This is a genomic window from Methylobacterium sp. AC690, assembly GCF_979256535.1.
The window spans coordinates 186,996-212,359 of record NZ_CEEDOX010000009.1; the positions used below are offsets into that span (position 1 = coordinate 186,996).

Consider the following 25,364-nt stretch of genomic DNA (forward strand, 5'->3'; position numbering starts at 1 on the left):
CAGGTGATGCGCTTGCCCTGCTCCCTCGCGAAGACCGGATCCTTTTGTGACGGAACACTTTCGATGCTCTCTCAGCGGTGACGGCGGCTCATTGCAGTATGTTGCCTGAACGCACCACTTATTAGCTTCCCGCTCACCTCCTCGAAAGTTGGGGAACCTCACCGACAACGCACGGTATACCTCTGCACTGGCTGCTTAAGAACAGGGCATCGCTGCCTGCAGGCAACGCAACATAGTGCCGGAGCGTTAAGCAACATCGGACGAGCGGCTCCGATCCTGGCAAGCCGGAAGGGATGACCCGTATGCTGTACCTGATGCGTGACGCCTGCGATCTGATGCTCATGCCCGCGCGCATGGCAGCCAGCGTTGCCAAGACAGCTTGTCAGAACCCCTTCAACCCGCTTGCCTACACCTCGAGCAGCCGCGCCATGGCTGCCTCTTGCGAGATGTTCGAGCGCACGACCCGCAGCTACGCCAAGCCCAGCTTCAACCTGCCTGCGGCCGAGCGCGTCGTCTGGGAGAAACCCTTCTGCCGCGTCATCGCCTTCGGTGAGCCTTCAAACAAGCCGAAGCTGCTCCTGGTGGCCCCACTCTCCGGCCATTACGCGACGCTGCTCCGAGGCACCGTAAGCGCGTTCCTCGACACGCATCAGGTGTTCATCACCGATTGGGCTGACGCCAAGCAGGTGCCCCAGTCAGCCGGCGCCTTCGATCTAGACGACTACATCGATTACTGCATGGCCATGTTCGAGGCGCTCGGGCCTGACCTGAACGTGATGGCGGTGTGTCAGCCCTCGGTCCCGGTTCTTGCTGCCATCGCCCGCATGGAGGCGGACGATCACCCGTCGGTGCCCCGCTCGGCGGTGCTAGTCGGCGGACCTATCGACACCCGCCGCTCGCCAACCGCAGTGAACAAGCTCCCCCAGGAACACGCCATCGAATGGTTCGAGCAGCACTGCATCCATCCCGTTCCGTGGCCGCAGGTTGGCCACGGACGAAAGGTGTACCCTGGCTTTCTCCAGTTGGCCGGCTTCCTCAGCATGAACCTCGACCGGCATCGGACCGCGCATTGGGACATGTTCGATCATCTCGTGCAGGGCGATGGCGACTCGGCCGCAAAGCACCGCGAGTTCTACGACGAGTACCTTGCAGTGATGGACCTCACGGCGGAGTACTATCTCCAGACCATCGAGAGCGTGTTCATCGAGCATCGTCTGCCGAAGGGCGAGATGCTGCATCGTGGTCGACCGGCGGATCTCACCGCGATCCGCCGTTGTGCCTTAATGGCGATCGAGGGCGAGAAGGACGACATCACAGGCATCGGCCAGACGCGCGCGGCTCTGGAGCTGACGCCGAACCTTTCGCCTGCGAACAAAGCCTACCATCTCCAGATGGGAGCGGGTCACTACGGCATCTTCAACGGCTCGCGTTTCCGGGCCGAGATCGTCCCGAAGATCAGCGCGTTCATCGCGGCTCACAGCAACGGAGCAGAAAGCCGACCGGAGATCCGCCTCGTTTCGGTCGCAGAGGCGGTGCAGCGTAAGGGTGGTGCATTGCCGCTCGTCCCGGCCTTCGTTGCAGGTGCAGCGCACGCCTCCACCGGCGTGCCAGCAGCCCTGCACCTCTGATGAGGTACAGGCCCAAACCGCAGCCTCAGTGAACCGCATGGTCAGTGTAGCGACGTTGGTTGCGGCCAGAAAGCACGCATCCAGGCTGGCGCTGTCGACTGACCGGAAGCCATCACTTCAGTTGTGCGCTGCTGTAGCTGCTCCAGGTGTCGGTCCAGGGTCGCACGCCGCCGCTCGCGCTTCTGCTCAAGCTGATACAGGATCGTCCTCTTCTCAGCGGTAGGGCCGGTCCACTCCTCGAGGCGTTCGCAGTCCATGCGGTACTCGAACTCGACATCGGCCCGCGCGGCCAGGGTAGACTGGAGGTCCCGCGTTAGATCGTCCGCACCGGGTTCCTGCCCGTCCTCGCTAGGTTCGTCCGACTGGTTCTGCCGGCTTAGATTGGTGATCCGAATTAGCTGATTGGAGGCCGCCACCAAGGCTCCGAACGCGTCCCGCAGTGGGGTGGGATAGGGCATGAACGGAATACGTGTGCCATCCGGCCGCTCCAGCACAGCCTGAACGCCACGGACCAATCGCCCTTCCTTGATCGCCACAGCCATCGGGCACTGGTCGAGCGGCAGGGGAGCGCCATCGGTGGTGAAGATGCGCCAAGATCCGCACCAGCGGGTCTTACCGAGTTCCGGGTGGTAGCCCCAAAGCTCGGCCGCCGCATCGTTGTAGTAGGTTAGCCAGCCGTCCGCATCGGTCGTGTAAACAGGCGATTTGAAATGCTTGAACAATTCGGCGCGTGAGGGCTCGTAGTTCCAGCCGCGATCTGGACCAACGAACTCGAACTCGTCGTCATCAGGAAACATGGCGAACTCCTCGACCGGCGGGCACGAAATGCCCGCACCAAGCACTTCGGTCGCCCCCCTCTGTCGCGGGTGCCAGCGAGCCGTTTTGCCCTCATGAGAGCAAAGTGGCTCGTCGGTGACGCGCACTGCGTCGCACTCCAGATCGTCCAACGCTACGAGATTGTGCCTCAGAGCTCCCGGGGGCGGTCGCTCTTCGACGCCATGGCTGGCTCACACCAACCTGGGCTCTCCCGCATCGCTTTGCACGGACATTGCTTCGTTGCACAAACCAGATGCTGCGGCAACGGGAATGATGACGGAATTGTGAGCGATGCACCTTCAAGCATCATCCTTCCCGGCTGCAACAAACCTCATTTATCAATTTTTCGGAATACAATATTCGATTGAAACATCCTCCGAATGGAGGAGGTACTCCGCTCTGAGGTGGCTAGGTTCTTGTAAATCGTTTGACGGGGAGATCCCGATGCGAGACCAGGATCTATCCATTCTGCTTGTGACTACCTGGGGATTCTTCGCGGCAGTCGCGCTCTTCACCCAGTCTCAGATGCCGGCCATCGGATCAACGGTATCCGCTTTGGCCGATGCCGAAAGCCCGTTCGCGATCATTGAGGCAGCGACGCTTGAACGAGATCGTCAGGGCTCACTCGCAGTCTCTACATCTGCGATGACATTAAGATCAGCGCAGACCCAGGTGGGCTCTTCTAGCTCTAAGTAAATTGGCAAAAGTCAAGATACTGCTCAAATTTGAGAATATGATCGGTTTTATATTCAACTATCGTGAAGAGGATTGTCCGATGCGCAGGTCGACTCTGTTCGCAGCAGCGGTGTGTGTGGCTACCATTGCTTTCTGGTCTGTTATGTTCACAAGCCCCCCAATATCGGAAGCAGGAGCCATCCCGGGTATCGATGTTCGAAAACTAACTCTCGCCGCGCAGCCGGGAATGGCTGAAATATGTGACGCATTCTAGCTGTAGATCAGGTTTGCTGGGGCTTCGCTGCTGTCCTGGTCAGGCGCGCGTCCACTCCGGACGAAGCCGGTCCGCCACACGTTCCAGCCGCACCTGCCCATAATGTTTGTCGATCATCACGAGGGATGTGCGGCAGTTGCGGGCTACGTCCATCACCTCAGCGCCGTTCGCCAGCTGCTCGCTGATGTAGAAGTGGCGCAGTGAGTATGGTGTGCGCTTGATGCCCCTATGGTCCCGTTCCAAGCCCGCGGCCTTGAGGAGTTCGGTGAAGCCGTTGGCCACTGAGCTCACGCGCTTGCCCTGCTCACTCGCAAACACCGGATCGGTGTCCAAGGGCTCACGGCCGAGACTCCGCTCGAACAGCATCCACAGGGTGTCAAACCACGGGATCGCCGCCTTCTGCGGAATGGCCTTGCCGCTCTTGCCCTTGCCTCGCACCTGTAGCCGGATGTCCCGCTGATCCACCGGCTTGCCCCTGCCCGCTCGGTAGCCCAGCACGTCACCCCAGGTGAGATTGTACATCTCCGTGGGACGGAGACCCGAGTACGCGCCGATCATCACATATGCGTGCAGCAGTGTGCGATCGCGCCGGGTGTGGTCATCCAGCCGCTTGATACGCCAGCTGCGCCGGTCGGTGGCGTTCACCAGAGCGCCCGTGCCGTCCATGACGGGATCCACCAGCCGGCTCAGGCTCACCGCTTCCAGCCGGGCAAATTCATGGGGCTCAAAGCTGGGCCGCCGGTTATCGGGTGAGCGTCGCGCCTTGATGGTGATCTCCGGTGGTGTCTTCAGGTAGCCCTGCCGCGAGGCCCAGCGTAGCAGCGCACGCAGCACCACCGCCTCACCGCGCTGCCGGCTCAGGGATGGCGCTGAGCGCCGCACGGGCCGGCGCAGACGGTGCCCGTCACGCTCGTACTCGATATGCTCGATGAGCTTGCCGGGGCCCTCGGTCCAGTAAGTGCGCCGCCACTCCGCGTAGCGCTCCAGGTCCGTGTCCGTGATGGCATCAACCGGCTTGGAGCCAAAGAAGCCGATGAAGAACCGCCGAATCATCGCAGGCTCGCTCTTGCCCTGATCCGCTCGGCGCTCGCCCCGCTCCACCTCCCGCAGGATCTGCGCGATGAACTCCTCAGCTACGGCCTCAAAGCCGTGTGCACGGGCGGTGAGACCCTGCTTGGCCCTGTAGGTGGCCTCGTACCAGATGGCATCAGCGCGGCGCTCAGCCTCCCCACGGTCGTCCGTGTCTAGGGATCGCTTCAGCTGCCCCTGCCCTCGCACGCTGAAGCGCATCTGCCACTTCGTGCTGCCTGTGCGCTGGAACAGCTGGTAGCGCTCAGCTTGGGGGCTGCTGGGGGTGCTCACGATGCGCCCTGTCTGGTTACTGCGGTGCGGAGGACTGCGCTAGAAGTGCGCTAGGGTGCTTTCTGAGCCCCCAGCAAACCGTTACGCGCGCACGACAATTTTTTCGGCTGCGCTAGGGCCGCTCTAGGATTTATAGCCTTTTTCCCGCTGCTCAAAGAGCAAAGAAAAAGCCTGCTAAGTCATTGACCTAGCAGGCTTAAATCTTGGTAGCGAGGGACGGATTTGAACCGCCGACACAAGGATTATGATTCCTCTGCTCTAACCAGCTGAGCTACCCCGCCAGACCGCGGCCGCCGAAGAACGTGGCCGCGATGAGATCGGCGGTATAGGGAACCCCGCCGTGAGGTGTCAACGGGGTCCGCCCGGAGAAAATGGCCGGCCCCGTGGGAACGTCAGAGCCGGGTGCCGAGGATCTCGGCGACCTGGGGGATGTCCTTGTCGCCACGTCCGCAGAGGTTGACCACCAGGAGGTGATCCTGCGGCTTCTGCGGCGCCAGTTCCTGGACCTTGGCCAGGGCGTGGGCCGGCTCCAGGGCCGGGATGATGCCCTCCAGCATCGAGCACATCTTGAAGGCTTCCAGCGCCTCGTTGTCCGTGGCCGAGAGATAGGTGACGCGGCCGGCCTCGTGCAGCCAGGCGTGCTCGGGACCGATGCCCGGGTAGTCCAGGCCGGCCGAGATCGAGTGCGCGTCCGCGATCTGGCCGTCGCCATCCTGCAGCAGGTAGGTGCGGTTGCCGTGGAGCACGCCGGGCTTGCCGCCCGACAGCGAGGCCGCGTGCAGGCCGCTGGAGATGCCGTGACCCGCCGCCTCGACGCCGTACATCGCCACGTCGGGATCGTCGAGGAAGGGGTGGAACAGGCCCATGGCGTTGGACCCGCCGCCGATGCAGGCGACGAGGGAATCCGGCAGGCGGCCCTCCATCTCCAGCATCTGCTGCTTCGTCTCGCGGCCGATGATCGACTGGAAGTCGCGCACCATCGCCGGGTAGGGGTGCGGCCCCGCCACCGTGCCGATGCAGTAGAAGGTGTCGGCGACGTTGGTGACCCAGTCGCGCAGGGCCTCGTTCATCGCGTCCTTCAGGGTCTTGGTCCCGGACTGAACCGGCACCACCTCGGCGCCGAGCATCTTCATGCGGAACACGTTGGGCGCCTGGCGCGCCACATCGACGGCGCCCATGTAGACCACGCATTTCAGGCCGAAGCGGGCGCAGAGGGTGGCGGTGGCGACGCCGTGCTGGCCGGCGCCGGTCTCGGCGATGATGCGCGGCTTGCCCATGCGGCGCGCCAGCATGATCTGGCCGAGCACGTTGTTCACCTTGTGCGAGCCGGTGTGGTTCAGCTCGTCACGCTTGAAGAAGATCTTCGCGCCCTGCCCCGGGGCGGCCTGCGCGCGCAGGTGCTCCGTCATCCGCTCGGCGTAGTAGAGCGGGCTCGGCCGGCCGACATAGTGGGTCAGGTGGCTGTTCATCTCGGCCTGGAAGGCCGGGTCCGCCTTCGCGGCCGTGTAGGCCGCTTCCAGGTCCAGGATCAGCGGCATCAGCGTCTCGGCCACGAAGCGTCCGCCGAAGATGCCGAAGCGGCCGCGCTCGTCCGGGCCGTTGCGGAACGAGTTCGGAGGGGGAGCGATGGTCACGGGCATGGTCCTTGTCAGAGCTGCGTTTGTCGATAGGCCTAGACCCGCACGGGGGGCGCCGACAATGCGGCCAACGCGTCGAATCGCGAATTCAGGGCCTTTCGGCGCGGAAAGCAAGGCGCTCACGGGCGCGCGTCCCCTGCCCCCTCAGCCCCGCGCCGCCGCGATGAAGGCGGCGATCCGCGCCGCCGATTTCTCGCCCGGACCGGTCTCGACGCCCGACGAGACGTCGACGGCGCGCGCGCCGGTGCGGGCGAGCGCCGTCGCCACGGTGTCGGGGGTGAGGCCGCCCGAGAGCATGTAATCCGCCGGGAGAACGGCACCCCCCAGAAGGTCCCAGTCGAAGGCGTGGCCGTTGCCGCCGGGCAGCGCCGCACCCGGGGGCGCCTTGGCGTCGAGGAGGATGCGGTCGGCCCGGCCCGCGAAGGCGGTCACCGCGTCGAGATCCGCCGCGCCGGCGACCCCGATCGCCTTCATCACCCGGCGACCCGTCGCGGCGCGGATGGCCGCCACGCGCTCGGGCGTCTCGCGGCCGTGGAGCTGGATCCAGTCCGGGTCGAGGGCCTCGACGGCGGCCGCCACCGCAGCGTCGTCCGGGTCGACGAGGAGCACCACCCGCTCGGTCCGGCCCTTCGCGCGCGCCGAGAGGGCGCGGCCGGTCTCCAGGTCCACGTGGCGGGGGCTCCTGGGGAAGTGCACGAACCCGACGAGATCGGCACCGGCCTCCAGGGCGGCGTCGAGGGTCGCCGCCGTGCTGAGCCCGCAGATCTTGATCGCGATGGCGGACATGGGTTTCGAGGTCTGCGGTTTCGGAATCTGCGGTTTCCAAATCTGCGGTGTCGAGGCCCGCGGGTCGGCCGCCGCGCTCAGCGCGGCGCCGGCAGGGCGACGCGGTCGGAGGCGTTGCGGTAGATGCCGTTCGGCCCCTCATGGGTCGGGGCCGGCGCGTAGGTCTTGAGACGGGCGGTCTCGCCCTCCAGGCGGCGGATCTCGCGCCGGCGCTCGGCGCTGGTGCGGCGGGTGCGCGACTGCCCGAGCCAGGCCCCGCAGCCGCCGAGCAGCACCCCGAGGGCCACCGCGATGAACAGCAGCAGGTAGAGCGGCAGCGTCGCGCTGAAGACCGGCATGTCGGGCGAGAGGGGATCGAAGGAGACCCGCACCGCATCGCGGTTGGCCACCGCGAAGGCGACCACCAGGATCGCCACGGGAAGCAGCACCAAGCCCTTGAGGAAGCGGATCATCGAGTCGAACTCCGAGCAGCGTAGGAAACGGGGCGGATCAGGACGCGGCGGCCTCGCCGTCCCCGATGCCGGCCTCGTTGAGGCGCAGGCGCATCTCCTTGCCCGTCTTGAACACGGGGATGGCCTTCTCCGAGACGGCAACGGCCGCACCCGTCCGCGGGTTGCGCCCGCGCCGCGCATCGCGGCGCTTCACCGAGAAGGCGCCGAAGCCGCGCAACTCGACCCGGTCGCCGCGGGCCAGGGCATCCGCGATGGTGTCCAGGATCGCGTTCACCAGGGTCTCGACGTCCCGCTGGTAGAGATGCGGGTTCTGCTCGGCGATCTTGAGCACGAGCTCCGACTTGATCATGGGAGGGCCTTCACGAAGTCATCCACGAATGGGGTGGCGCGGACCCTCAGCGGGCGGCGTCCGCGGGACCGGGCCGCCAGAGGACCAGGAGTCCGCCCTGGGCCAGGCCCGACGTCTCGTCGCCGACCTGACGCAGGCGCGCCGCGACGCCGTCGAGCCCGACGAGGTCGGCCCCGAGGCCGAGGGCCGACCACAGGCGGAAATCGCTCTTGGCCTTCGGCTTCCAGTCCAGCACGGGCAGGTCCTTGGCGACGCCGCGCTCGGATTCGAGCCAGGCGATGGCCTGCCGCTCGCCGCCGAGGCCGTCCACCAGCTTGAGCGGGACGCTCTGGCGGCCGCTGAACACCCGGCCGTCGGAGACGGTGGCGAGTTCCTTCTCGGTCATCTTGCGCCGGTCGGCCACGAGGCCCTTGAACCACGCATAGGTGTCGCCGACGACGGCCGCGAGGGCGGCGCGGGCCTCGGGCGAGGTGGGCGTGAAACCCGACGGCTCGGCCTTGAGGGGCGCGGACTTCACGGACTCGACCTTGACCCCGACCTTGTCGAGGAGGCCTGACAGGTCCGGATACTGGAACAGGACGCCGATGGAGCCCACCAGGGCGGTCTCGCGCGCGACGATGTGGTCGGCGGCGATGGCCGCGATGTAGGCGCCGGAGGCGGCGGTGCCGTCGACGAAGGCCACCATGGGCTTCTTCTCGGCGAGCGCCCGCAGGTTGCGGTAGAGTTCCTCGGAGCCGGTGGTGGTGCCGCCCGGCGAGGAGATCGACACCACGACGCCCTGCACGGCGCTCGCGTCGCGGACGCGCTCGATCAGCTTGGTGGTGGATTCGCTGCCGGCGATGAAGCCGCCCACCGAGATCCGGGCGATCTGCGGACGGACACTGCCGAGACCGAGGGCCTCGCCGCCACTGCGAACCCGCAGGCCGACCGCCCCGACCGCGACCACGAGGCCGCCGATGCCGAGGACGCGCCAGAGGGAGAGCTTGCGGCGCAGGCGCCGGCGATCGATCAGAAGTTCGGCATCCGCGGCCATGCGCTGGTTACGCTCCCTCACGTGCCGGCTCGGCCGGCTGATGGTTTTCGGACGCCAGGGTCCCGGGCGTCGCGTTCCGGTCTCCCGGCCGGTGCGCGCCGGCCTCCGCCCGCGCGCCGAACCTTGTCCCACACTCCCCGCCCATTTGCATCAAGCCTTTGGGACTTATCGGCCTTTGGGACTTGTCGCCTTCGGGACGTGTCGGCCTTCGGGACTTATCGAACTTCGGGACGTGTCGGTCTTCGGCGGTTCTTGGCCTTTGGCGGTTCTCGGCCTTCGGCGCATCCCGGCCTCGGACGCATCGCACGCCCGCCGGCGTGACGCCGCGCCCGAGCCGTCACCGGGCCCGTGTTCTAGCCTTGCCGGATAGGGACCGACAAGGGGCTGACGGCCGGCCCACGCCGCCGCCGGGGTGGGGGCCCGCGCAACGAAAAACGCCCGCGCGGGAGGCGATCCCGCGCGGGCGTCGATGGCGAGGCGAGGCGCCCCGGTCCCGAGGGACCGGGGACGACGCGGGACGGATTAGTCCTGCGGCTCGTCCTTGTCGTCGCTGGTGCGGGCCTTCTTGAAGGCCGCGCCCAGGATCTCGCCGAGCGAGGCACCCGAATCGGTCGAACCGAACTGGGCCATCGCCTCCTTCTCTTCGGCCATCTCGAGGGCCTTGATCGAGAGCTGGACCCGGCGCGCCTTGCGGTCGAACTGGATCACGCGGGCATCGAACTTCTCGCCGGCGGCGAAGCGCTCGGGGCGCTGGTCGCCGCGGTCGCGGGCGAGCTCGGCCCGGCGGATGAAGGTCGTCAGGTCGGTGTCGACGATCTTCACGTCAACGCCCGAATCCTTCACGTCCACCACTTCGCAGGTCACGATCTGACCCTTCTTGAGGTCGCCGGCTTCCGTGAAGGGGTCGCCGCCGAGCTGCTTCACGCCGAGCGAGATGCGCTCCTTCTCGACGTCGACGTCGAGAACCTGGGCGCGCAGCATGTCGCCCTTCTTGAACTCCTCGATGACCTGCTCGCCGGGACGGTTCCAGTCGAGATCCGACAGGTGGACCATGCCGTCGACATCGCCGTCGAGGCCGATGAACAGGCCGAACTCGGTCTTGTTCTTGACCTCGCCCTCGACCTCGGAGCCCACCGGATGCTGCTGGGCGAACGCCTCCCAGGGGTTCTGGAGGGTCTGCTTGAGGCCGAGCGAGATGCGGCGCTTGACCGGATCGACCTCAAGGATCTGCACTTCCACTTCCTGCGAGGTGGAGACGATCTTGCCCGGGTGGACGTTCTTCTTCGTCCAGGACATCTCGGAGACGTGGATCAGGCCTTCGATGCCCGGCTCCAGTTCCACGAAGGCGCCGTAGTCGGTGATGTTGGTCACGCGGCCCTTGAGCTTGGCGTCGACCGGGTAGCGCTGGGCGATGCCCTCCCACGGATCGGCCAGCAGCTGCTTGATGCCGAGGGAGATGCGGTGGGTCTCGTGGTTGATCTTGATGATCTTGACCTTGACCGTCTGGCCGATGGTCACGACCTCCGACGGGTGGTTCACGCGGCGCCACGCCATGTCGGTGACGTGGAGCAGGCCGTCGATGCCGCCGAGATCGACGAAGGCGCCGTACTCGGTGATGTTCTTGACGACGCCGTCGATGACCTGGCCTTCCTCGAGGTTGGCCACCAGCTCGGAGCGCTGCTCGGCGCGGCTCTCCTCGAGGACGGTCCGGCGCGACACGACGATGTTGCCGCGGCGACGATCCATCTTGAGGATCTGGAACGGCTGCGGGGTGCCCAGCAGCGGGGTGACGTCGCGCACGGGGCGGATGTCGACTTGGGAGCGCGGCAGGAACGCCACGGCGCCGTCGAGGTCGACGGTGTAGCCGCCCTTGACCTGGTTGAAGATCGCGCCGGTGACGCGCTCGTTGGCCTCGAAGGCCTTCTCGAGCTTGACCCAGCTCTCCTCGCGGCGCGCCTTGTCGCGCGAGATGACGGCCTCGCCGAGCGCATTCTCGATGCGGTCGACATAGACCTCGACCTCGTCGCCGACGGCGAGCTCGCCTTCGCGGCCGGGGCCGTTGAATTCCTTGAGGGCGACACGGCCTTCCGTCTTGGCGCCGATGTCGATGACGGCCACGTCCTTCTCGATCGCGACGACGCGACCCTTGACGACGGACCCTTCGGTGATCTCGTGTTCGAGGAAGGACTCCTCGAGAAGAGCGGCGAAATCGTCGCGGCTCGGGCTACGCTGCAGGGCGTTACCAGCGGTCATTCTGTCTCCTGACAGGCCTCATCGGGAGGCCGGCATCGGCGGCTCGTGTGACGGGACACCCTCGACGTCGCCACCCGGGGTCACGGACCCGACGGGCTCAACCTCCCGGAGGAGGGCCGACGCATTCTCAAACGATGGTCGAGAGTGATCCTCCAAACGGGGCGGGGCCCGGCGGGACAGCCGAGCCTCGTGGAATCCCTTCGGAGAACGGCGGTTGCATAGCGGATTGCCGGACGTCCGGCAATGGGCCGGGTGCCCGGCCCGCTTCGGTCTCGCAAACGAAAAATCCCCGCGGCCAGGCTGCGGGGATCGGTCGGCGCGGCGCGTACGGGGCGGGTCAGTCCTCGTCGTCGTCCTCGGTGTTGCGCATGCCCTTGAGCTTCGCGAACACCGAATCGGCGTTGAGCTTCTCGTCGCGGGCGCTGCGGTGATGCTCGTCCGCCTCGGTGTAGTCGGTCGCCGTCGACACCTCGGTCGGCAGCAGCGTCGCGCCGCCGTCCACCGGCATGTTGGCCGGCCGGTCCTTGGCCGAGCGCTGAACCTCGAAATCCAGGTCGATCTGGGTGCAGAGACCGAGGGTCACCGGGTCCATCGGCTGCAGGGAGCCGGAATTCCAATGGGTGCGCTCGCGGATCTGCTGGATCGTCGACTTGGTGGTGCCGACGAGGCGGATGATCTGCGCGTCCTTGAGCTCGGGGTGGTTGCGCAGCAGCCAGAGGATGGCGTTCGGGCGGTCCTGGCGGCGGGAGAGGGGCGTGTAGCGCGGGCCCTTGGTGGTCCGCTTGACCTCGGGCAGCTTCACCTTCGAGACCGCGACCTTGAGCTTGTAGTTCGGGCTCTTCTGCGCCTTCTCGATCTCGTCGCGGGTGAGTTGGCCGGTGGTGATCGGATCGAGGCCCTTGATGCCCGCGGCGACCTCGCCGTCGGCGATGCCCTTCACCTCGAGGGGGTGCAGCTTGCAGAAATCGGCGATCTGCTCGAAGGCCAGCGAGGTGTTCTCCACCAGCCATACGGCGGTGGCCTTCGGCATCAGCGGGCCTTGCGACATCGGGTGACTCCAACAGGTTCGTGCGGGACGGGTCCGGGGCGCCGCCGACAGGGCGTCGCTCGCTCCGGCCTCGACTGGCCGGCAGCATCCCGTCTCAACGCTGCAATAGGGAAGCGCCGTCTATACAGGTTCCGATGGGGTCAACGCAATTGCGATCCGCTGGTCCCGGATGTCCGGGACGTGCGCCTCAGGTGAAGAGGCTCGAGACGCTGGATTCCGTCGCCGTCCGGCCGATGGCCTCGCCCAGGAGCGGCGCGATGGTGGCGACCCGGATGTTGCGCGCGAGCTTGACCGCCTGGGTCGGCTGGATCGAGTCGGTGATGACCAGTTCCTTCATCCGCGACGCGGCGATGCGCGAGACCGCGCCCCCCGAGAGCACCCCGTGGGTGATGTAGGCGGAGACGTCCTTGGCCCCGGCATTCAGCAGGGCCTCGGCGGCGTTCACCAGGGTGCCGCCGGAATCGACGATGTCGTCGACGAGGATGCAGGAGCGGCCCTCGACCTCGCCGATGATATTCATCACCTCGGACTCGCCGGGACGCTCGCGGCGCTTGTCGACGATGGCCAGGGTCGCGTCGATGCGCTTGGCGATGGCGCGGGCGCGGACGACGCCGCCGACATCCGGCGACACCACCATCCAGTCCCGCGGGTCGAGGCGCTCCTTGATGTCGCGCACCATCACGGGGGCGGCGAACAGGTTGTCGGTCGGAATGTCGAAGAAGCCCTGGATCTGCCCGGCATGGAGATCGAGGGTCATGACGCGGTCGGCGCCGGCCTCGGTGATGAGGTTGGCCACGAGCTTGGCGGAAATCGGGGTGCGGCCCGAGGTGCGCCGGTCCTGGCGGGCATACCCGAAATACGGGATCACGGCGGTGATGCGCCGCGCCGAGGAGCGCCGCGCGGCGTCGATCATGATGAGCAGTTCCATCAGGTGATCGTTGGCCGGGAACGAGGTCGACTGGACGATGAAGACGTCCTCGCCGCGCACGTTCTCCTGGAGTTCGACGAAGATCTCCATGTCGGCGAAGCGCCGGACCATGCATTTGGCCAGCGGCAATTCGAGGTAGGCCGCGATGGCCTCGGCCAGGGGGCGGCTCGCGTTGCCGGCGATGATCTTGATCGAGGACTTCATGCCGGGGTCTTCATCTCGCGATCCTGCAGGGCCGAGCCCGTGCCGAGGTTTGAGGCCTTGGTTGCGGCGCTCCATAACAGCCGCACCCCAGGCGTCACAATGCCTTCACCTGTGTTGCAGAGTCAGGTTTCGTACATCAGGGCTCGAGCAGCCGGTGCAGGTGCACGATGAAGTAGCGCGTCTGGGCGCTGTCAACCGTCGACTGCGCCTTGGCTTTCCAGGCGGTCTGGGCCGAGGCGTAGTCCGGAAAGATGCCGACGATGTCGAGATTCTTGACGTCGCGGAAATTCACGCCGTCGAGGCTCTCCAACTCGCCCCCGAAGACCAGGTGCAGCCTCTGTGCGCTGTCGATCGTCGTCGTCATTCCCGCATCTCCCTCCGTCCGGATCCGGCGCCATCCCGGAAGGCACGCGCCGTGCCGCGGGTGCGGTCGCAAACGCCGCCGGGTTCGTCAACCCGATCCGCGTGCCGCGGAACACGCAGGCCCCGTCCCGCACGGCACGGTGCACAGGCATCGCCGCCGGGCAACCGCTCCTCAGAGGTCGAACAGGCTTCCCTGCCGGGCCGCGGGCGCGGGCACGTCCGGCGGCTGCGCCGTCCGGGCGGCCGTCGTCGGGGCGGTCTTTTCCGGGGCGGTCTTTTTCGGGGGTGTCCGCTTCCGCGCGGTCTTCGGGGGGGGCGTCGCCTCGCCGGTCGGGCTGGCCCCATCCGCCGGGGTGTCGCGCGGCGCGACCTCGACGAAACCGTCCGTGAATTCCAGCGTCATGTGCGGGGCGACCTGCGCCGCGGCGCGGATCGCCCGCCCGTCCGAATCCCGGACCAGGGCGTAGCCGCGGGCCAGCACGGCGCGGTAGCTCAGGGACCCGAGCAGGCCGGAGAGCCCGGCGAGCCGGTCGGCGCGGCGCTCCGTCAGACGGACGCCGGCCCGGACCAGCCGCGTCTGCAGGGCGTCGAGGCGATCGCGGCTGCGCACCTGCTCCGCCCGTGCGCGGCTCACCGTCCCCTCCCGGGCGATGACGAGGCGGCGGCCGAGATAGGACAGCCCCTCCCCCTTGCGCGCCATGTCGTGGCGCAGGGCCGCGCCGGGACGGTCGCCGATGCGGGCGACCCGTCCGCGCGCCTGGGCCAGGGCCAGGGTCGGCGGATGTCGGGCGAAGCGCTCGACGAGGCGCGAGACGCGCAGCCGGAACACCCGGGCGTTGCCGGCCAGAGCCGGGCCGAGCCTCGCCTCGGCGAGGTCGAGGCGCTGGCGCTTGGCCGCCAGGAAGGCGTCGACGTCCGGCATCGCCCGCACCAGGGCGCGCAGGTCGCTGCACTCCCGGTCGAGACGGCGCTGGACCGCCTCACGCTGGCGCCGTGCGAGATCGGATACCTCGGAGACCAGGTCGGCCCGCACCGGAACGGCCATCTCGGCGGCCCCCGTCGGGGTCGGGGCTCGCCGGTCGGAGACGAAGTCGATCAGGGTGGTGTCGGTCTCATGGCCCACCGCGGAGATCAGCGGGATCGTCGAGTCCGCGGCCGCGCGCACCACGCATTCCTCGTTGAAGGCCCAGAGATCCTCGATGGAGCCGCCGCCGCGCGCCACGATGAGCACGTCGGGCCGCGCAATCGCGCCGCCGGGCGCCAGCGCATTGAAGCCCCGGATCGCCGCAGCGATCTCCTCGGCCGCCCCCTCCCCCTGGACCCGCACCGGCCAGACCAGGACGGGCCGGGCGAAGCGGTCCTCGAGCCGATGCAGGATGTCGCGGATGACGGCGCCGGTCGGCGAGGTCACCACGCCGACGACACGGGGCAGGTACGGGATCGGCCGCTTGCGCTCGGCCGCGAACAGGCCCTCGGCGGCGAGCACGCGCTTGCGCTCTTCCAGCAGGGCCATCCAGGCCCCGATGCCGGCGGGCTCGAGGGTCTCGATGACGATCTGGTACGAGGATTTGCCCGGGAAGGTCGTGATCCGCCCGGTGGCGACCACCTCGAGCCCTTCCTGAGGACGCTGGCGCAGGCGGTTGAAGGTGCCCTTCCAGACCACCGCATCGATCCGTGCGCTGCCGTCCTTGAGCGAGAAGTAGGCGTGACCGGAGCTGTGCTGGCCACGAAAGCCTGAAATCTCGCCCCGCAGGCGAACGTGGCCGAAGGCATCCTCCAGCGTCCGTTTCAGCGCGGAGGCGAGGTCTCCGACGGACCATTCCGGCACGTTGGAAACGGGCCCGGGTGCGGCGGCGGCTTTGGCGGGTGGGGGAGGAACGGCCATGGCGGCGGACGCTAGGGCCGGCGTCGCACTAGGTAAAGGGATTGACCGTGCCGCCCCGGGTCACACCCGTCGCATCACATCAGGCATCACATCAGGATGGAGAGGATGACCAGTGCAGACGCCACGGGCACGGCGCAGATCGCGAGAGCCATGCGCCAGATCGGGAGATTGCGGAGGTTGCCGTTGTCGTTGCAGGCGCGAACAGGCACGCGGCCGTGCGTCACGTAGTGGGAGAGGCTGACGCTCCGGAGGGGAGTCGGCGCCACCAAAAACGGAACGGATTTGCGACAGCCTGGCATAATCCTCACAACGTCGTCCGAAGTGGTTCGTTCCACGCGGAAAGTACGAGAACCCAAGAAAGCCGGACCCGGTTCGCGGAGCGCTTCCCGTGCACAGCGGGCGTATCGGCTTCGAATCGGACTTTTCAACGAGCGGCTTTTGGGGAACATCACCGCTCATGAACATCCTTCTCATCGGTTCAGGCGGGCGCGAGCACGCCCTCGCCTACGCCATCGCCAAGAGTCCGCTCTGCACCCGCCTGTTCACCGCACCGGGCAATCCCGGCACGGCCGCCTTCGGCGAGAACCGCCCCGAGCTCGACGTGTCCGACCATGCCGCGGTACGGACCTTCTGTTCGGGCGAACGCATCGGGCTCGTGGTGGTCGGTCCCGAGGCGCCCTTGGTGGCGGGCCTGGTCGACGCCTTGCAGGCCGCGGGCGTCCGGGTGTTCGGCCCAACGAAGGCCGCCGCCCAGCTTGAGGGCTCCAAGGGCTTCACCAAGGACCTGTGCGCCGCGGTCGGCATTCCCACCGCCGCCTTCGCGCGGTTCCAGGCCCTCGAACCCGCCCTGGCCTACTTGGCGGCGCAGGGGGCCCCCATCGTGGTGAAGGCCGATGGGCTCGCTGCCGGCAAGGGCGTGGTCGTGGCCGAGACCCGCGAGCAGGCGGAGAACGCCGTGCGAGCTCTGTTCGAGGAGCCCGGCGCCGAGATCGTCATCGAGGAGTGCCTGTTCGGAGAGGAAGCGAGCTTCTTCGCCCTGTGCGACGGCACCCGCGCGGTCCCGGTAGGCACGGCCCAGGACCACAAGCGGGTCTTCGACGGCGACCGCGGCCCCAACACGGGCGGCATGGGCGCTTACTCTCCGGCGACCATCCTGACCCCGGCCCTGGAGCGCGCGGTGATGGAGACCATCATCGCCCCGACCCTCGACGGCATGCGCGCGCGGGGCATCCCCTTCACCGGCATCCTCTATGCCGGGCTGATGCTCACTGCCGACGGGCCGAAGCTCATCGAGTACAACACCCGCTTCGGCGACCCGGAGGCCCAGGTGCTGATGCCGCGCCTCGCGTCCGACCTCGTGCCGGCCCTGCTGGCGGCCTGCGAGGGCGACGTGTCCGGGATCAGCCTAGAATTCGACGAGCGGCGCGCCGCGCTCACCGTGGTCATGGCGGCGGCCGGCTATCCTGGAGCGGTGCTGCGCGGTTCGGAGATCCGCGGCGTCGAGGCCGCGGGCGTGAGCGACGAGGTTCTGGTGTTCCAGGCCGGCACCCGCGCCGAGGGCGGACGCCTGCTCGCCGACGGGGGCCGGGTGCTCGCCGTCACGGCCCTCGGCGAGAGCATGATGGAGGCCCAGGCGCGCGCCTATGCGGCGGTGGCCCGGATCGACTGGCCGGAGGGTTTCTGCCGCCGCGATATCGGCCGCCGCGCCGTCGCCCGCGAGGTCGCGGGCGGCGGGATCTGACGCCAGACTGTCAGCGCCGCTTGTTGCCGCGGGGACCGGTGGGCACCACCGTGTTCCCCCGGTTCTCGGCCCGCAGGATGCGCCAGCGCGCCACCCGCTCCGCGTCGAGTCGGCCCTCGGCGACGGCGGCCTGCACGGCGCAGCCGGGCTCGTGGGCATGTGTGCAGTCGCGGAAGCGGCACTCGGGGGCGAGTTCGGTGATCTCTGCGAACAGGGTGTCGATCCCCTCGGCCGCATCTCCGAGCTGAAGCGAGCGGATTCCGGGCGTGTCGATCACCCAGCCGCCGCCCGCGATGGCGTGGAGCGATCGGCTCGTCGTGGTGTGCCGGCCCTTCGCATCGTGCTCCCGGATGCCTCCCGTCGCCTGAGGCGCCGCGTGGCTTGGGCCCGCCAAGGTGTTCACCAGGGTCGACTTGCCGACCCCCGAGGAGCCGACCACCGCCACGGTGCGGCCGGGGCCGCACCAGGGACCGAGCTGCGTCGCTGCCCCGGACTCCCTGGGATTCACCAAGGTGACGGCGAGGTCGCGCTGCAGCGCCCCGGCCTCGCGCCGGTAGCGCTCTGCATCCAACGCCGCGTCCGCCTTGGTCAGGACGATGACCGGTTCGGCGCCGCCCTGGTTGGCTAAGGCAAGGTAGCGCTCCAGCCGCGTCGGATTGAAGTCCGCGTTGCAGGAGGTGACGATGAAGAGGGTGTCGACATTGGCCGCCGCGAGCTGCGGGGCGACGCTGCCTTCCCGCCGCCGCTCCAGAACGGTGCGGCGATCCAGGCGTCGGCGCAGCATCTGGGTCTCGGCCTCGACCAGGACCCAGTCACCCACCGCGTAGTCGCCGGTGTTGGCGTGGACCGGCAGCATCAGCTTGACCGGTCCCGCCTCCGCGAGCGCACCCATGCGGGCGCGGTGCACGGTCGCGACGCGCTGGGGCACGAGGTCCGCCTCGTCGGGCCGGCACTGGTCCGCGAAGAAGGCGGACCAGCCGAGTTCGGCCAGGGTGTGGGCGACCGTCACGGCGCGCGACCCGCTCAAGCGGCGAGCCGCGCCAGCGCCTCCGTGATCTTCTCCAGGCGGGCGGCCTCTGCATCGCGACGCTCGCGCTGCTCGTCGACGACCTCGTCGGGGGCCCGGGCGAGGAAGTCGGCATTGCCCAGCTTGCCCTCGATCTTGGCGATCTCGGCACCGGCCTTCGCCGCTTCCTTCCTCAGGCGGGCGACCTCGGCGGCGAGGTCGACGATGCCCTCCAGCGGCAGGGCTGCCACCGAGCCGCGCACCAGGAGCTGCACCGAGTTCTTCGGCGCGGCCGCCTCGAAGCGGATCTCGGAGAGCCGCGCCAGCCGAACCAGGGTGTCGCCCCAGCGGGTCGCACGGGCCCGCAGGTCCGCATCGGCACCGACTACGACGAGGGGGATCTGCGCAGCCGCCGGCACGCTGGTCTCCGAGCGGGCCGAGCGGATCTCCGAGACGAGGTCGACGAGCCAGCCGATCTCGGCCTCCGAGTCTGAATCGTTCAGTGCGGCGAGGTCCGGCCAGGGTGCCAGGGCGAGCAGGCCCCGTTCCGGTAGGCCCTCGCCCTTGATCGCCCAGAGTTCTTCCGTGAGGAACGGCATGAACGGGTGCAGGAGCTTGGCGATCTGGTCGATCAGGAAGGCCACGGTGGCCTGCGTCTCGGCCTTGGCGGCGGCCTCGACACCTTCCCCCTGGAGCACGGGCTTCGCCAGTTCCAGGTACCAGTCGCAGAAGATGTTCCAGACGAACCGGTAAGCCGCTGCGGCCGCGTCGTTGAAGCGGTAGGCATCGAGCGCCGCCGTGACCTCGGCAACGGCCCGGGCGGCCTCGCCCAAGGCCCAGCGGTTCAGGGTCTCGCGGGCGTCCTCCGGCCGGTAGTCGGTCCGCAGGGTGCAGCCGTTCATCTCGGCGAAGCGCGAGGCGTTCCAGAGCTTCGTCGCGAAGTTACGGTAGCCCTCGACTCGGTTCACCGCGAGCTTGATGTCCCGTCCCTGGGCCGCCATGGCCGCGAGGGTGAAGCGCAGGGCATCGGCCCCGTACTGGTCGATGAGTCCGAGCGGATCGACGACGTTGCCCTTCGATTTCGACATCTTGGCGCCGGAGGCGTCGCGCACCAGCGTGTGCAGGTAGACCGTCGAGAACGGGACCCGGTCGGTGACGTGGAGCCCCAGCATCGTCATCCGGGCGACCCAGAAGAAGATGATGTCCTTGCCGGTCACCAGCGTGTCGGTCGGGTAGTAGCGCGCGAACTCCGGGGTTTCCTCCGGCCAGCCCAGCGTCGAGAACGGCCACAGGGCGGAGGAGAACCAGGTGTCGAGGACGTCCTCGTCCCGGCTGAGGGCCACGGGCGCCCCGCGCTTCGCATCGGCCTGGCCCTGTGCCTCCGCCTCGCTCATCGCCACGTAGATGCCGCCCACCTCGTCGTACCAGACCGGGATCTGGTGGCCCCACCAGAGCTGGCGCGAGATGCACCAGGGCTCGATGTTCTCAAGCCACTGGAAGAAGGTCCGCTCGTAATTCTCTGGCACGAAACGGGTTTTGCCATCGCGCACCGCCTGCAGGGCGCGCTCGGCCAAGGGCTTCACGTTCACGTACCACTGGTCCGTGAGATAGGGTTCGATGACGACGTTCGAGCGGTCGCCGTGCGGAACCGCGTGGGTGTTCGGCTCGGTCAGCCGTAGGCGCTCGCGCGCCTCCATCAGGGCGACGACGCGTCGGCGCGCCTCGAAACGGTCGAGGCCGTGCAGGGCCAGGGCCTCCGGCTCGGGGTTCGCGTCCGCCAGGAAAGCGGCGTTGCCGTCGAGACTTATGCGGGCTTCCGAATCCAGGATGTTGATTGGCGTGCAGCCGGCGCGACGGCCCACCTCGAAGTCGTTGAAGTCGTGCGCGGGCGTGATCTTGACGGCGCCGGTGCCCTTCTCCGGGTCGGAATAGCTGTCCGCGATGATCGGGATCAGACGCCCGACCAAGGGCAGGCGCACGCGCTTGCCGACGAGGTGGGTGTAGCGCTCATCCTCGGGATGGACCGCGACCGCGGTGTCGCCCAGCATGGTCTCGGGCCGGGTCGTGGCCACCGTGATGATCTCGCCGGTCTCGGCGCCGGCCGCGTCGACGACCGGGTAGTCGAAGTGCCAGAGATGGCCCTTCACCTCGACCTGCAGGACTTCGAGGTCCGAGATCGCCGTCTGGAACTTCGGATCCCAATTCACCAGGCGCTTGTCGCGGTAGATCAGGCCCTGGGCGTGGAGGTCGACGAAGGTGCGGGTGACGGCACGGACCATCTGGTCGTCCGGCGCGCCCGAGACGCCCATGGTGAAGCGCTCGCGCGACCAATCACAGGAAGCGCCCAGGCGCTTCAGCTGGTTGACGATCGCACCGCCCGATTCCGCCTTCCAGGCCCAGACTTTCTCGACGAACGCCGCGCGGCCGATCTCCCGCCGGCCCGGCTCCTTCGCCTCGGCGAGCCGACGCTCCACCACCATCTGGGTGGCGATGCCGGCATGGTCGGTCCCCGGCTGCCAGAGTACGTCGCGGCCGCGCATGCGCTCGAAGCGGCAGAGGATGTCCTGCAGCGTGTTGTTGAGGGCGTGGCCCATGTGGAGGCTGCCGGTCACGTTCGGCGGCGGGATCACCATGGTGAAGGGTTTCGCCCCGGCCCGCTCGGGGCGCCCAGCCTTGAAGGCCTCGCCCGATTCCCAGGCGGCGGCGATGCGCGCCTCGACGGCGGCGGGATCGAAGGTCTTGTCCATCATGGGCGGGGTCGGGTCACTGATCGGGGAAAGCGGAGGTTGGTTCGCTTTCAACCCGTCGGGCACCCTGCGTCAACACGCGAGCCCCGCGATTCGGCCATGCGATCGCGCTCAGGCCTCAACGGCCCCGGGCAACGCGCTCGATCTCGGCGCGAACCAGGCGCTCGACCATGCCGGGCAGGTTCTCGTCGAGCCAGCCCTTCAGCATGGGGCGGAGCATATCCTGCACGAGGTCTTCCAGGGTGCGGGCCTGGCTGCTCATGACCGTGTTCGAGAGCATGTGGAAGGCCTGGGCAACGCTCGCATCCGTGACGGCCGAGGTCAGGCGCTCGGTGGGCGTCGGCTCGGGATCCGGCTCGCGCGATGCGGGCTGAGGGACCGGCCGCGGCGGCTCGATGGGGGGCGCGGCACGGAGCGGCGGCAGCGGCTCCAAGTCCGGCTCATCGTCGTCGAAGGAGATCGCATCGAAGTCGATCTGTCCGTCCTCGATCGGCTCTTTCCGGAACGCGATCTCGGGCTCGTCGAGGGGGATGGGCTTGCGGACGGGCTGGGCGACCTCGGCGAGGTCCAGCACATCGTCGTTCTCGGGCATCGGCGGGGGGGCTCGCGGCGGAACCACCTCGGCCTTGGCGATCTGATCGTCGGCGATGATGCGCCGGATCGACGCCAGGATCTCCTCCATGGAGGGTTCCTGCGCCTTGTCCGACACCTTGGGGCTCGCTGCACTCATCCGGACGATGCTCGGGATCTGGGGGAAACGGTTGCGACGTGCAGCGAGTATTTCACGCTCCCGCCCCGACACAAGCGCTGGCCGCTGCACGGCGCGGGATAAGCTCGCGCCGCCGTGAGACTCCCGGGCGGGGCTGAGCCGTCCGGGACCGCGCCGCTCGCACTTCGGCGACCGCGCGGCCGCCGAACCTCAGCGGCCGTCGGGCGTGCGGACGCCGTACCAGAGGTCCTTGACCTGATCGAAGTGTTCCTTCGGGCTGTAGACCGCCACCGGCAGTGCCGTGAAGCGCACCGTCAGGCGCCCGATCGCCTGGACGACGCCGTAGGAGAAGATCACCCGGTTGCGCTGGGCGACGATCAGGTTGGTGCGGGCGTTCAGCAACTCCTGCTGCGCGTTCAGGACGTCGAGGGTGGTGCGCTGGCCCACGCGGGCTTCCTCGCGCACACCGTTCAGCGCCACCTCGTTGGCTTGCACCTGCGCCTGGGAGGCGATGACCTGTGCCTTGGAGGCCTCGAGCTGGCCCCAGGCCGTCACGATGGCTGAGCGGACCTGATCCCGTGTGTCCTCGGCATCGAGCCGGCGCTGGCCGACCGTCTCCTTGGCCTGGCGGATCTGCGAATAGGTCTGGCCGCCCTCGTAGAGGGGGATCGTCAGGCGCCCGACGATCGAGGCGCTGACGGCGTTGTCGCCCGGGAACTGGCTGTCGAAGCGCTGCTGGACCGAGCCCTGCAGGCCGGCGGTCGGATACAATGCGCCTTCCAGAACCTTCACCTGGGCCTCGGCCACATCGACGAGGTGCAGGGACGACAGAATCTGCGGGTGCTCCTTGAGGCCGATATTGACCGCGGCATCGAGGCTGCCCGGAACGTAGCGGTCGAGGGGCCGGCCCGGCGCGAGCTGGCGCGGTTCGACGCCGATGTAGCGGCGGTAGGTGCCGATGCTGGCGCGCAGGGTCGCCTCGGCGCCGCTGACGTCGGAGCGGGCGCCGGCGAGGCGGGCCTCGGCCTGGGCGACGTCAGTGCGGGTCACCTCACCGACGTTGAAGCGGTCGCGGGTCTGGCGAAGCTGCTCCTCGAGCACCTCGACGTTGTTGCGGCGCAGCTCCAGGTTTGCCGTGTCGCTCAGGACCGACATGTAGGACTGGGCAGCGTTGAACAGCGTGTTCATCTCGGTGGCGCGCAGCGCCTCCCGGACACGGAGCACGTCGGATTCCGCCTGACGGGTCTGGTTGTCGGTGCGAAAGCCGTTGAACAAGGTCTGGTTGACGGTGAGGCCCGCCCCGCCGGGCCTCGTGACCTGGTTGAGGCGAACCCGCGAGACTTGGCCGTCCGTCTGCGTCAGGCCGATATCGGCATCGAGGCTGACGGTGGGCCGGTAACCCGATTTCGCCTGCGCTACGTTCTCGTCGGTGGCGCGCACGCTGGCGCGGCCGGAATTCAAAGTCGGATTGGCGGCATACGCCCGCGAGAGCGCGCTCTCCAGCGTCTCGGCGCCGGCCGGGCTTGCCAGGGCAACCGCCAATACGGCGAGGCCGGCAGGCCGAAGCCTCGTGCGCATCGCAGGTTTCGAATCTCTCACGCTCATCAGCCCTTGCGGTTTCTCGATGAACCGGACGGCCTCGCAGAAGGCCGCCGCGCCTGAGCGCGATACCGGGTTGCCCGCCTCGATGCGGAGACTACCCGACCTTGGCCGGCAGAGCACCGGCCGCTTGCTGTGCATTGCGTGAATCAAGGAGGGGTGCCGCAAAAAAGCGACACTCCTTTCGGGCTAAGTCCGAGGCGTTCGGTGACCGAAACCGGGCTCCGTTCCAGGGTGCCGACGATGCGAAAGCGGTCCATTTCCCGGCGCGGAGGCCGTCAGAACGCGAAGTCGACCGCGTCCGCGAAGGCGCCCAGGGGCGGGAGAGCGGCATCGAAGAGGGGGCGCGCACCGAAGGCGTCGCCGGCTCGGACGAACAGGGTCGCCTTCGCGGCCCGGTCCCGGCCGATCACGCAGACGAGGCGACCGCCATCCGCCAGCTGGTTCAGGAGGGACTGCGGGCGCGTCTCCACCCGGCCGTTCACCAGGATCGCATCGTACGGTGCGCCCTGCGGGGCGCCGGACTCGAGCGGTCCCTCGACAACCGTGAGGCGGTCGAGGCCGGTCAGGCGCTCGCGGGCCCCCGCCGCAAGGTCGGTATCGGACTCGAGGGCGACAACTTCGGCGCCCAGGCGGGCCAGGATCGCGGCGCCGTAGCCGTAGCCCGTGCCCAGATCGAGGGCGGAGTCGCCCGGCTGGATCGCCAGGGCCTGGATCATGCGGGCCAAGAGCATCGGCGCCGGCATGGCGCGGCCCGGCCGGCCGAGCCGCAGGGACTGGTCGATATACGCGAAGTCCTCACGGCCCGCCGGCACGAAGCGCTCACGGGCGACCTCACCGAAAGCGTCGAGGACCGGGACGTCGTTCACGTCGAAGGTCCGCAACTGACAATCGACCATGAGGCGTCGTGCCTGCGCGTAATCGAGCATGGATGCCGTCTTCCCTCGACCCTGGGCCGGCGCCGGGCGCCGCTCTGTCCTTCCGGGCGGCCGGGCGGCCACGCCGAAGCTTGCGGGTTGTCGTGGATCGATGGCGAAAACGCAAGGTTCGCGGAGGCACCCCGCTGACAGGCAAGCGCAGGTCTCCCGGGCATCAGTCCAGGCGACGGCTCTGGTCTTATCCAGCGCGCCAACGACCTCAGCATGCCAACGACTTGGCGCGCCAACGACGTGGGGCGCCGGTACCGGCAGGATCTCGTTCACGAAATGGGGCGCCGGCCAAGCCGGCAATCAGAAAGTTGGAGGCCTCGGAGGGAATCGAACCCCCGTACAAGGATTTGCAGTCCTCTGCGTAACCACTCCGCCACGAGGCCTCTGTCGCACCGCCCCGAGGGGCTCGTTCGGCGACCCCCGTCCGGGCGGCCGGCTCGGGGAGAGCGGTCTCTAGCAGAGCCCCATGCGAAAGGGCAACGGCCTTTGGGCGATCTCGGAAAAAAGGATGGATGCGCGTGCTCCGCGTCTCGGACGCGCTCGACGGGCACGATGCCTCCGCAGGGGCGCCGGGCCAAAAAATGTGACGGAATCGTCAAATCACCGGCTCGGACACTCTTGCGTCTCGGCGAAGCGCTGTGTAGACCCCCGATCGCGGTCCCCGATAGCTCAGTTGGTAGAGCAAGCGACTGTTAATCGCTTTGTCGCAGGTTCGAGTCCTGCTCGGGGAGCCACTCTTCTTTCAAGATCTCTCTGTGGTCTGCAAACCTTCATCGTTTGTGTAGATCTCGCTGGGCTCGGAATGAGCCGGCATGAGCGGTAGGGCCGTCCATCGGTCGAGCGCCCAGTCCCAGGCGGCTTTGGTTTTTGAGCCCCGGCTAATCCCCCCTCCCGTTTCGAGATCGTGTGCCCCGCGATCGCCCGAAGTTCGCTTCGGGAG

20 protein-coding genes and 3 tRNA genes are annotated in these 25,364 nt (G+C 68.1%); 3 read left to right on the plus strand and 20 right to left on the minus strand.

What is annotated here, in order from left to right:
- The first annotated feature begins 302 nt into the window (after positions 1-302).
- Positions 303-1,628 (plus strand): polyhydroxyalkanoate depolymerase, encoded by a 1,326-nt coding sequence (locus AC0IY1_RS12690; protein WP_471769962.1) that lies wholly within the window; start codon positions 303-305, stop codon positions 1,626-1,628.
- 41 nt (positions 1,629-1,669) lie between these two features.
- Here the strand turns inward: AC0IY1_RS12690 and AC0IY1_RS12695 are convergent, their stop codons facing one another.
- The 14 genes from AC0IY1_RS12695 to AC0IY1_RS12760 form a co-directional block, all read right to left on the minus strand.
- Positions 1,670-2,425, minus strand: a complete 756-nt coding sequence (locus tag AC0IY1_RS12695) for a histidine kinase (RefSeq protein WP_471769964.1) — start codon at positions 2,423-2,425, stop codon at positions 1,670-1,672.
- Positions 2,426-3,432: 1,007 nt separating this feature from the next.
- On the minus strand, positions 3,433-4,755 hold the full coding sequence (locus tag AC0IY1_RS12700; RefSeq protein ID WP_471769966.1) for a tyrosine-type recombinase/integrase: 1,323 nt from the start codon (positions 4,753-4,755) through the stop codon (positions 3,433-3,435).
- A 204-nt stretch (positions 4,756-4,959) separates the two neighbouring features.
- Positions 4,960-5,036: transfer RNA gene (locus tag AC0IY1_RS12705), tRNA-Met, on the minus strand.
- A 111-nt stretch (positions 5,037-5,147) separates the two neighbouring features.
- Complete coding sequence (gene trpB, locus AC0IY1_RS12710; protein WP_055959198.1) at positions 5,148-6,389, minus strand: tryptophan synthase subunit beta; 1,242 nt, start codon at positions 6,387-6,389, stop codon at positions 5,148-5,150.
- A gap of 147 nt (positions 6,390-6,536) precedes the next feature.
- On the minus strand, positions 6,537-7,178 hold the full coding sequence (locus AC0IY1_RS12715; protein ID WP_055959201.1) for a phosphoribosylanthranilate isomerase: 642 nt from the start codon (positions 7,176-7,178) through the stop codon (positions 6,537-6,539).
- Positions 7,179-7,255: 77 nt separating this feature from the next.
- Complete coding sequence (locus AC0IY1_RS12720; protein ID WP_055959105.1) at positions 7,256-7,630, minus strand: LapA family protein; 375 nt, start codon at positions 7,628-7,630, stop codon at positions 7,256-7,258.
- 37 nt (positions 7,631-7,667) lie between these two features.
- Entirely contained in the window at positions 7,668-7,979 is a 312-nt protein-coding gene (ihfB, locus tag AC0IY1_RS12725) for an integration host factor subunit beta (protein WP_055959108.1), read from the minus strand.
- A 46-nt stretch (positions 7,980-8,025) separates the two neighbouring features.
- On the minus strand, positions 8,026-9,012 hold the full coding sequence (gene sppA / locus AC0IY1_RS12730; RefSeq protein ID WP_055959110.1) for a signal peptide peptidase SppA: 987 nt from the start codon (positions 9,010-9,012) through the stop codon (positions 8,026-8,028).
- A 522-nt stretch (positions 9,013-9,534) separates the two neighbouring features.
- Complete coding sequence (gene rpsA / locus AC0IY1_RS12735; protein ID WP_055959112.1) at positions 9,535-11,265, minus strand: 30S ribosomal protein S1; 1,731 nt, start codon at positions 11,263-11,265, stop codon at positions 9,535-9,537.
- 337 nt (positions 11,266-11,602) lie between these two features.
- Positions 11,603-12,313 (minus strand): DUF1013 domain-containing protein, encoded by a 711-nt coding sequence (locus AC0IY1_RS12740; RefSeq protein ID WP_471769969.1) that lies wholly within the window; start codon positions 12,311-12,313, stop codon positions 11,603-11,605.
- Between the two features lie 187 nt (positions 12,314-12,500).
- Complete coding sequence (locus AC0IY1_RS12745; protein ID WP_055959118.1) at positions 12,501-13,445, minus strand: ribose-phosphate pyrophosphokinase; 945 nt, start codon at positions 13,443-13,445, stop codon at positions 12,501-12,503.
- A gap of 136 nt (positions 13,446-13,581) precedes the next feature.
- Entirely contained in the window at positions 13,582-13,809 is a 228-nt protein-coding gene (locus AC0IY1_RS12750) for a DUF4170 domain-containing protein (RefSeq protein WP_055959121.1), read from the minus strand.
- A 171-nt stretch (positions 13,810-13,980) separates the two neighbouring features.
- Positions 13,981-15,693 carry an exodeoxyribonuclease VII large subunit gene (gene xseA / locus AC0IY1_RS12755; RefSeq protein WP_471769971.1) on the minus strand — a complete coding sequence of 571 codons (1,713 nt, stop codon included), beginning with the start codon at positions 15,691-15,693 and terminating at the stop codon, positions 13,981-13,983.
- A gap of 86 nt (positions 15,694-15,779) precedes the next feature.
- Positions 15,780-15,959 (minus strand): hypothetical protein, encoded by a 180-nt coding sequence (locus AC0IY1_RS12760; RefSeq protein ID WP_471769974.1) that lies wholly within the window; start codon positions 15,957-15,959, stop codon positions 15,780-15,782.
- Between the two features lie 191 nt (positions 15,960-16,150).
- Between AC0IY1_RS12760 and purD the strand changes: the two genes are divergently transcribed.
- Positions 16,151-17,434, plus strand: coding sequence for a phosphoribosylamine--glycine ligase (gene purD / locus AC0IY1_RS12765; protein ID WP_471769976.1), 1,284 nt, complete (start codon positions 16,151-16,153; stop codon positions 17,432-17,434).
- A gap of 10 nt (positions 17,435-17,444) precedes the next feature.
- On the opposite strand, the gene rsgA is transcribed toward purD, so the two are convergent.
- The 6 genes from rsgA to AC0IY1_RS12795 all read right to left on the minus strand — a co-directional run bounded on the left by rsgA (position 17,445) and on the right by AC0IY1_RS12795 (position 24,807).
- A complete protein-coding gene (gene rsgA / locus AC0IY1_RS12770) occupies positions 17,445-18,461 on the minus strand; it encodes a ribosome small subunit-dependent GTPase A (RefSeq protein WP_471769977.1) in 1,017 nt (338 codons plus the stop codon).
- A complete protein-coding gene (locus AC0IY1_RS12775) occupies positions 18,458-21,190 on the minus strand; it encodes a valine--tRNA ligase (RefSeq protein ID WP_471769979.1) in 2,733 nt (910 codons plus the stop codon). Before AC0IY1_RS12775 ends, rsgA begins: the two co-directional genes overlap by 4 nt.
- Before the next feature lie 115 nt (positions 21,191-21,305).
- Complete coding sequence (locus AC0IY1_RS12780) at positions 21,306-21,917, minus strand: PopZ family protein (protein ID WP_471769981.1); 612 nt, start codon at positions 21,915-21,917, stop codon at positions 21,306-21,308.
- A 189-nt stretch (positions 21,918-22,106) separates the two neighbouring features.
- Entirely contained in the window at positions 22,107-23,474 is a 1,368-nt protein-coding gene (locus tag AC0IY1_RS12785; protein ID WP_055959145.1) for a TolC family outer membrane protein, read from the minus strand.
- A 299-nt stretch (positions 23,475-23,773) separates the two neighbouring features.
- Positions 23,774-24,424 carry a protein-L-isoaspartate O-methyltransferase family protein gene (locus tag AC0IY1_RS12790; RefSeq protein WP_471769983.1) on the minus strand — a complete coding sequence of 217 codons (651 nt, stop codon included), beginning with the start codon at positions 24,422-24,424 and terminating at the stop codon, positions 23,774-23,776.
- 309 nt (positions 24,425-24,733) lie between these two features.
- Positions 24,734-24,807 (minus strand) — tRNA-Cys (locus tag AC0IY1_RS12795).
- Positions 24,808-25,082: 275 nt separating this feature from the next.
- Here AC0IY1_RS12795 and AC0IY1_RS12800 point away from each other — a divergent pair.
- Positions 25,083-25,158: transfer RNA gene (locus AC0IY1_RS12800), tRNA-Asn, on the plus strand.
- The last annotated feature ends 206 nt before the right edge of the window (positions 25,159-25,364 follow it).

What these genes read in the sequence shown, in the direction of transcription:
- AC0IY1_RS12690 (WP_471769962.1), top strand. Translation starts at nt 303, where the DNA reads ATGCTGTACCTGATGCGTGACGCCTGCGATCTGATGCTCATGCCCGCG.
- AC0IY1_RS12695 (WP_471769964.1), bottom strand. Translation starts at nt 2,425, where the DNA reads ATGTTTCCTGATGACGACGAGTTCGAGTTCGTTGGTCCAGATCGCGGC.
- AC0IY1_RS12715 (WP_055959201.1), bottom strand. Translation starts at nt 7,178, where the DNA reads ATGTCCGCCATCGCGATCAAGATCTGCGGGCTCAGCACGGCGGCGACC.
- AC0IY1_RS12720 (WP_055959105.1), bottom strand. Translation starts at nt 7,630, where the DNA reads ATGATCCGCTTCCTCAAGGGCTTGGTGCTGCTTCCCGTGGCGATCCTG.
- ihfB (WP_055959108.1), bottom strand. Translation starts at nt 7,979, where the DNA reads ATGATCAAGTCGGAGCTCGTGCTCAAGATCGCCGAGCAGAACCCGCAT.
- sppA (WP_055959110.1), bottom strand. Translation starts at nt 9,012, where the DNA reads ATGGCCGCGGATGCCGAACTTCTGATCGATCGCCGGCGCCTGCGCCGC.
- rpsA (WP_055959112.1), bottom strand. Translation starts at nt 11,265, where the DNA reads ATGACCGCTGGTAACGCCCTGCAGCGTAGCCCGAGCCGCGACGATTTC.
- AC0IY1_RS12740 (WP_471769969.1), bottom strand. Translation starts at nt 12,313, where the DNA reads ATGTCGCAAGGCCCGCTGATGCCGAAGGCCACCGCCGTATGGCTGGTG.
- AC0IY1_RS12745 (WP_055959118.1), bottom strand. Translation starts at nt 13,445, where the DNA reads ATGAAGTCCTCGATCAAGATCATCGCCGGCAACGCGAGCCGCCCCCTG.
- AC0IY1_RS12750 (WP_055959121.1), bottom strand. Translation starts at nt 13,809, where the DNA reads ATGACGACGACGATCGACAGCGCACAGAGGCTGCACCTGGTCTTCGGG.
- xseA (WP_471769971.1), bottom strand. Translation starts at nt 15,693, where the DNA reads ATGGCCGTTCCTCCCCCACCCGCCAAAGCCGCCGCCGCACCCGGGCCC.
- purD (WP_471769976.1), top strand. Translation starts at nt 16,151, where the DNA reads ATGAACATCCTTCTCATCGGTTCAGGCGGGCGCGAGCACGCCCTCGCC.
- AC0IY1_RS12775 (WP_471769979.1), bottom strand. Translation starts at nt 21,190, where the DNA reads ATGATGGACAAGACCTTCGATCCCGCCGCCGTCGAGGCGCGCATCGCC.
- AC0IY1_RS12780 (WP_471769981.1), bottom strand. Translation starts at nt 21,917, where the DNA reads ATGAGTGCAGCGAGCCCCAAGGTGTCGGACAAGGCGCAGGAACCCTCC.
- AC0IY1_RS12785 (WP_055959145.1), bottom strand. Translation starts at nt 23,474, where the DNA reads ATGCGCACGAGGCTTCGGCCTGCCGGCCTCGCCGTATTGGCGGTTGCC.
- AC0IY1_RS12790 (WP_471769983.1), bottom strand. Translation starts at nt 24,424, where the DNA reads ATGCTCGATTACGCGCAGGCACGACGCCTCATGGTCGATTGTCAGTTG.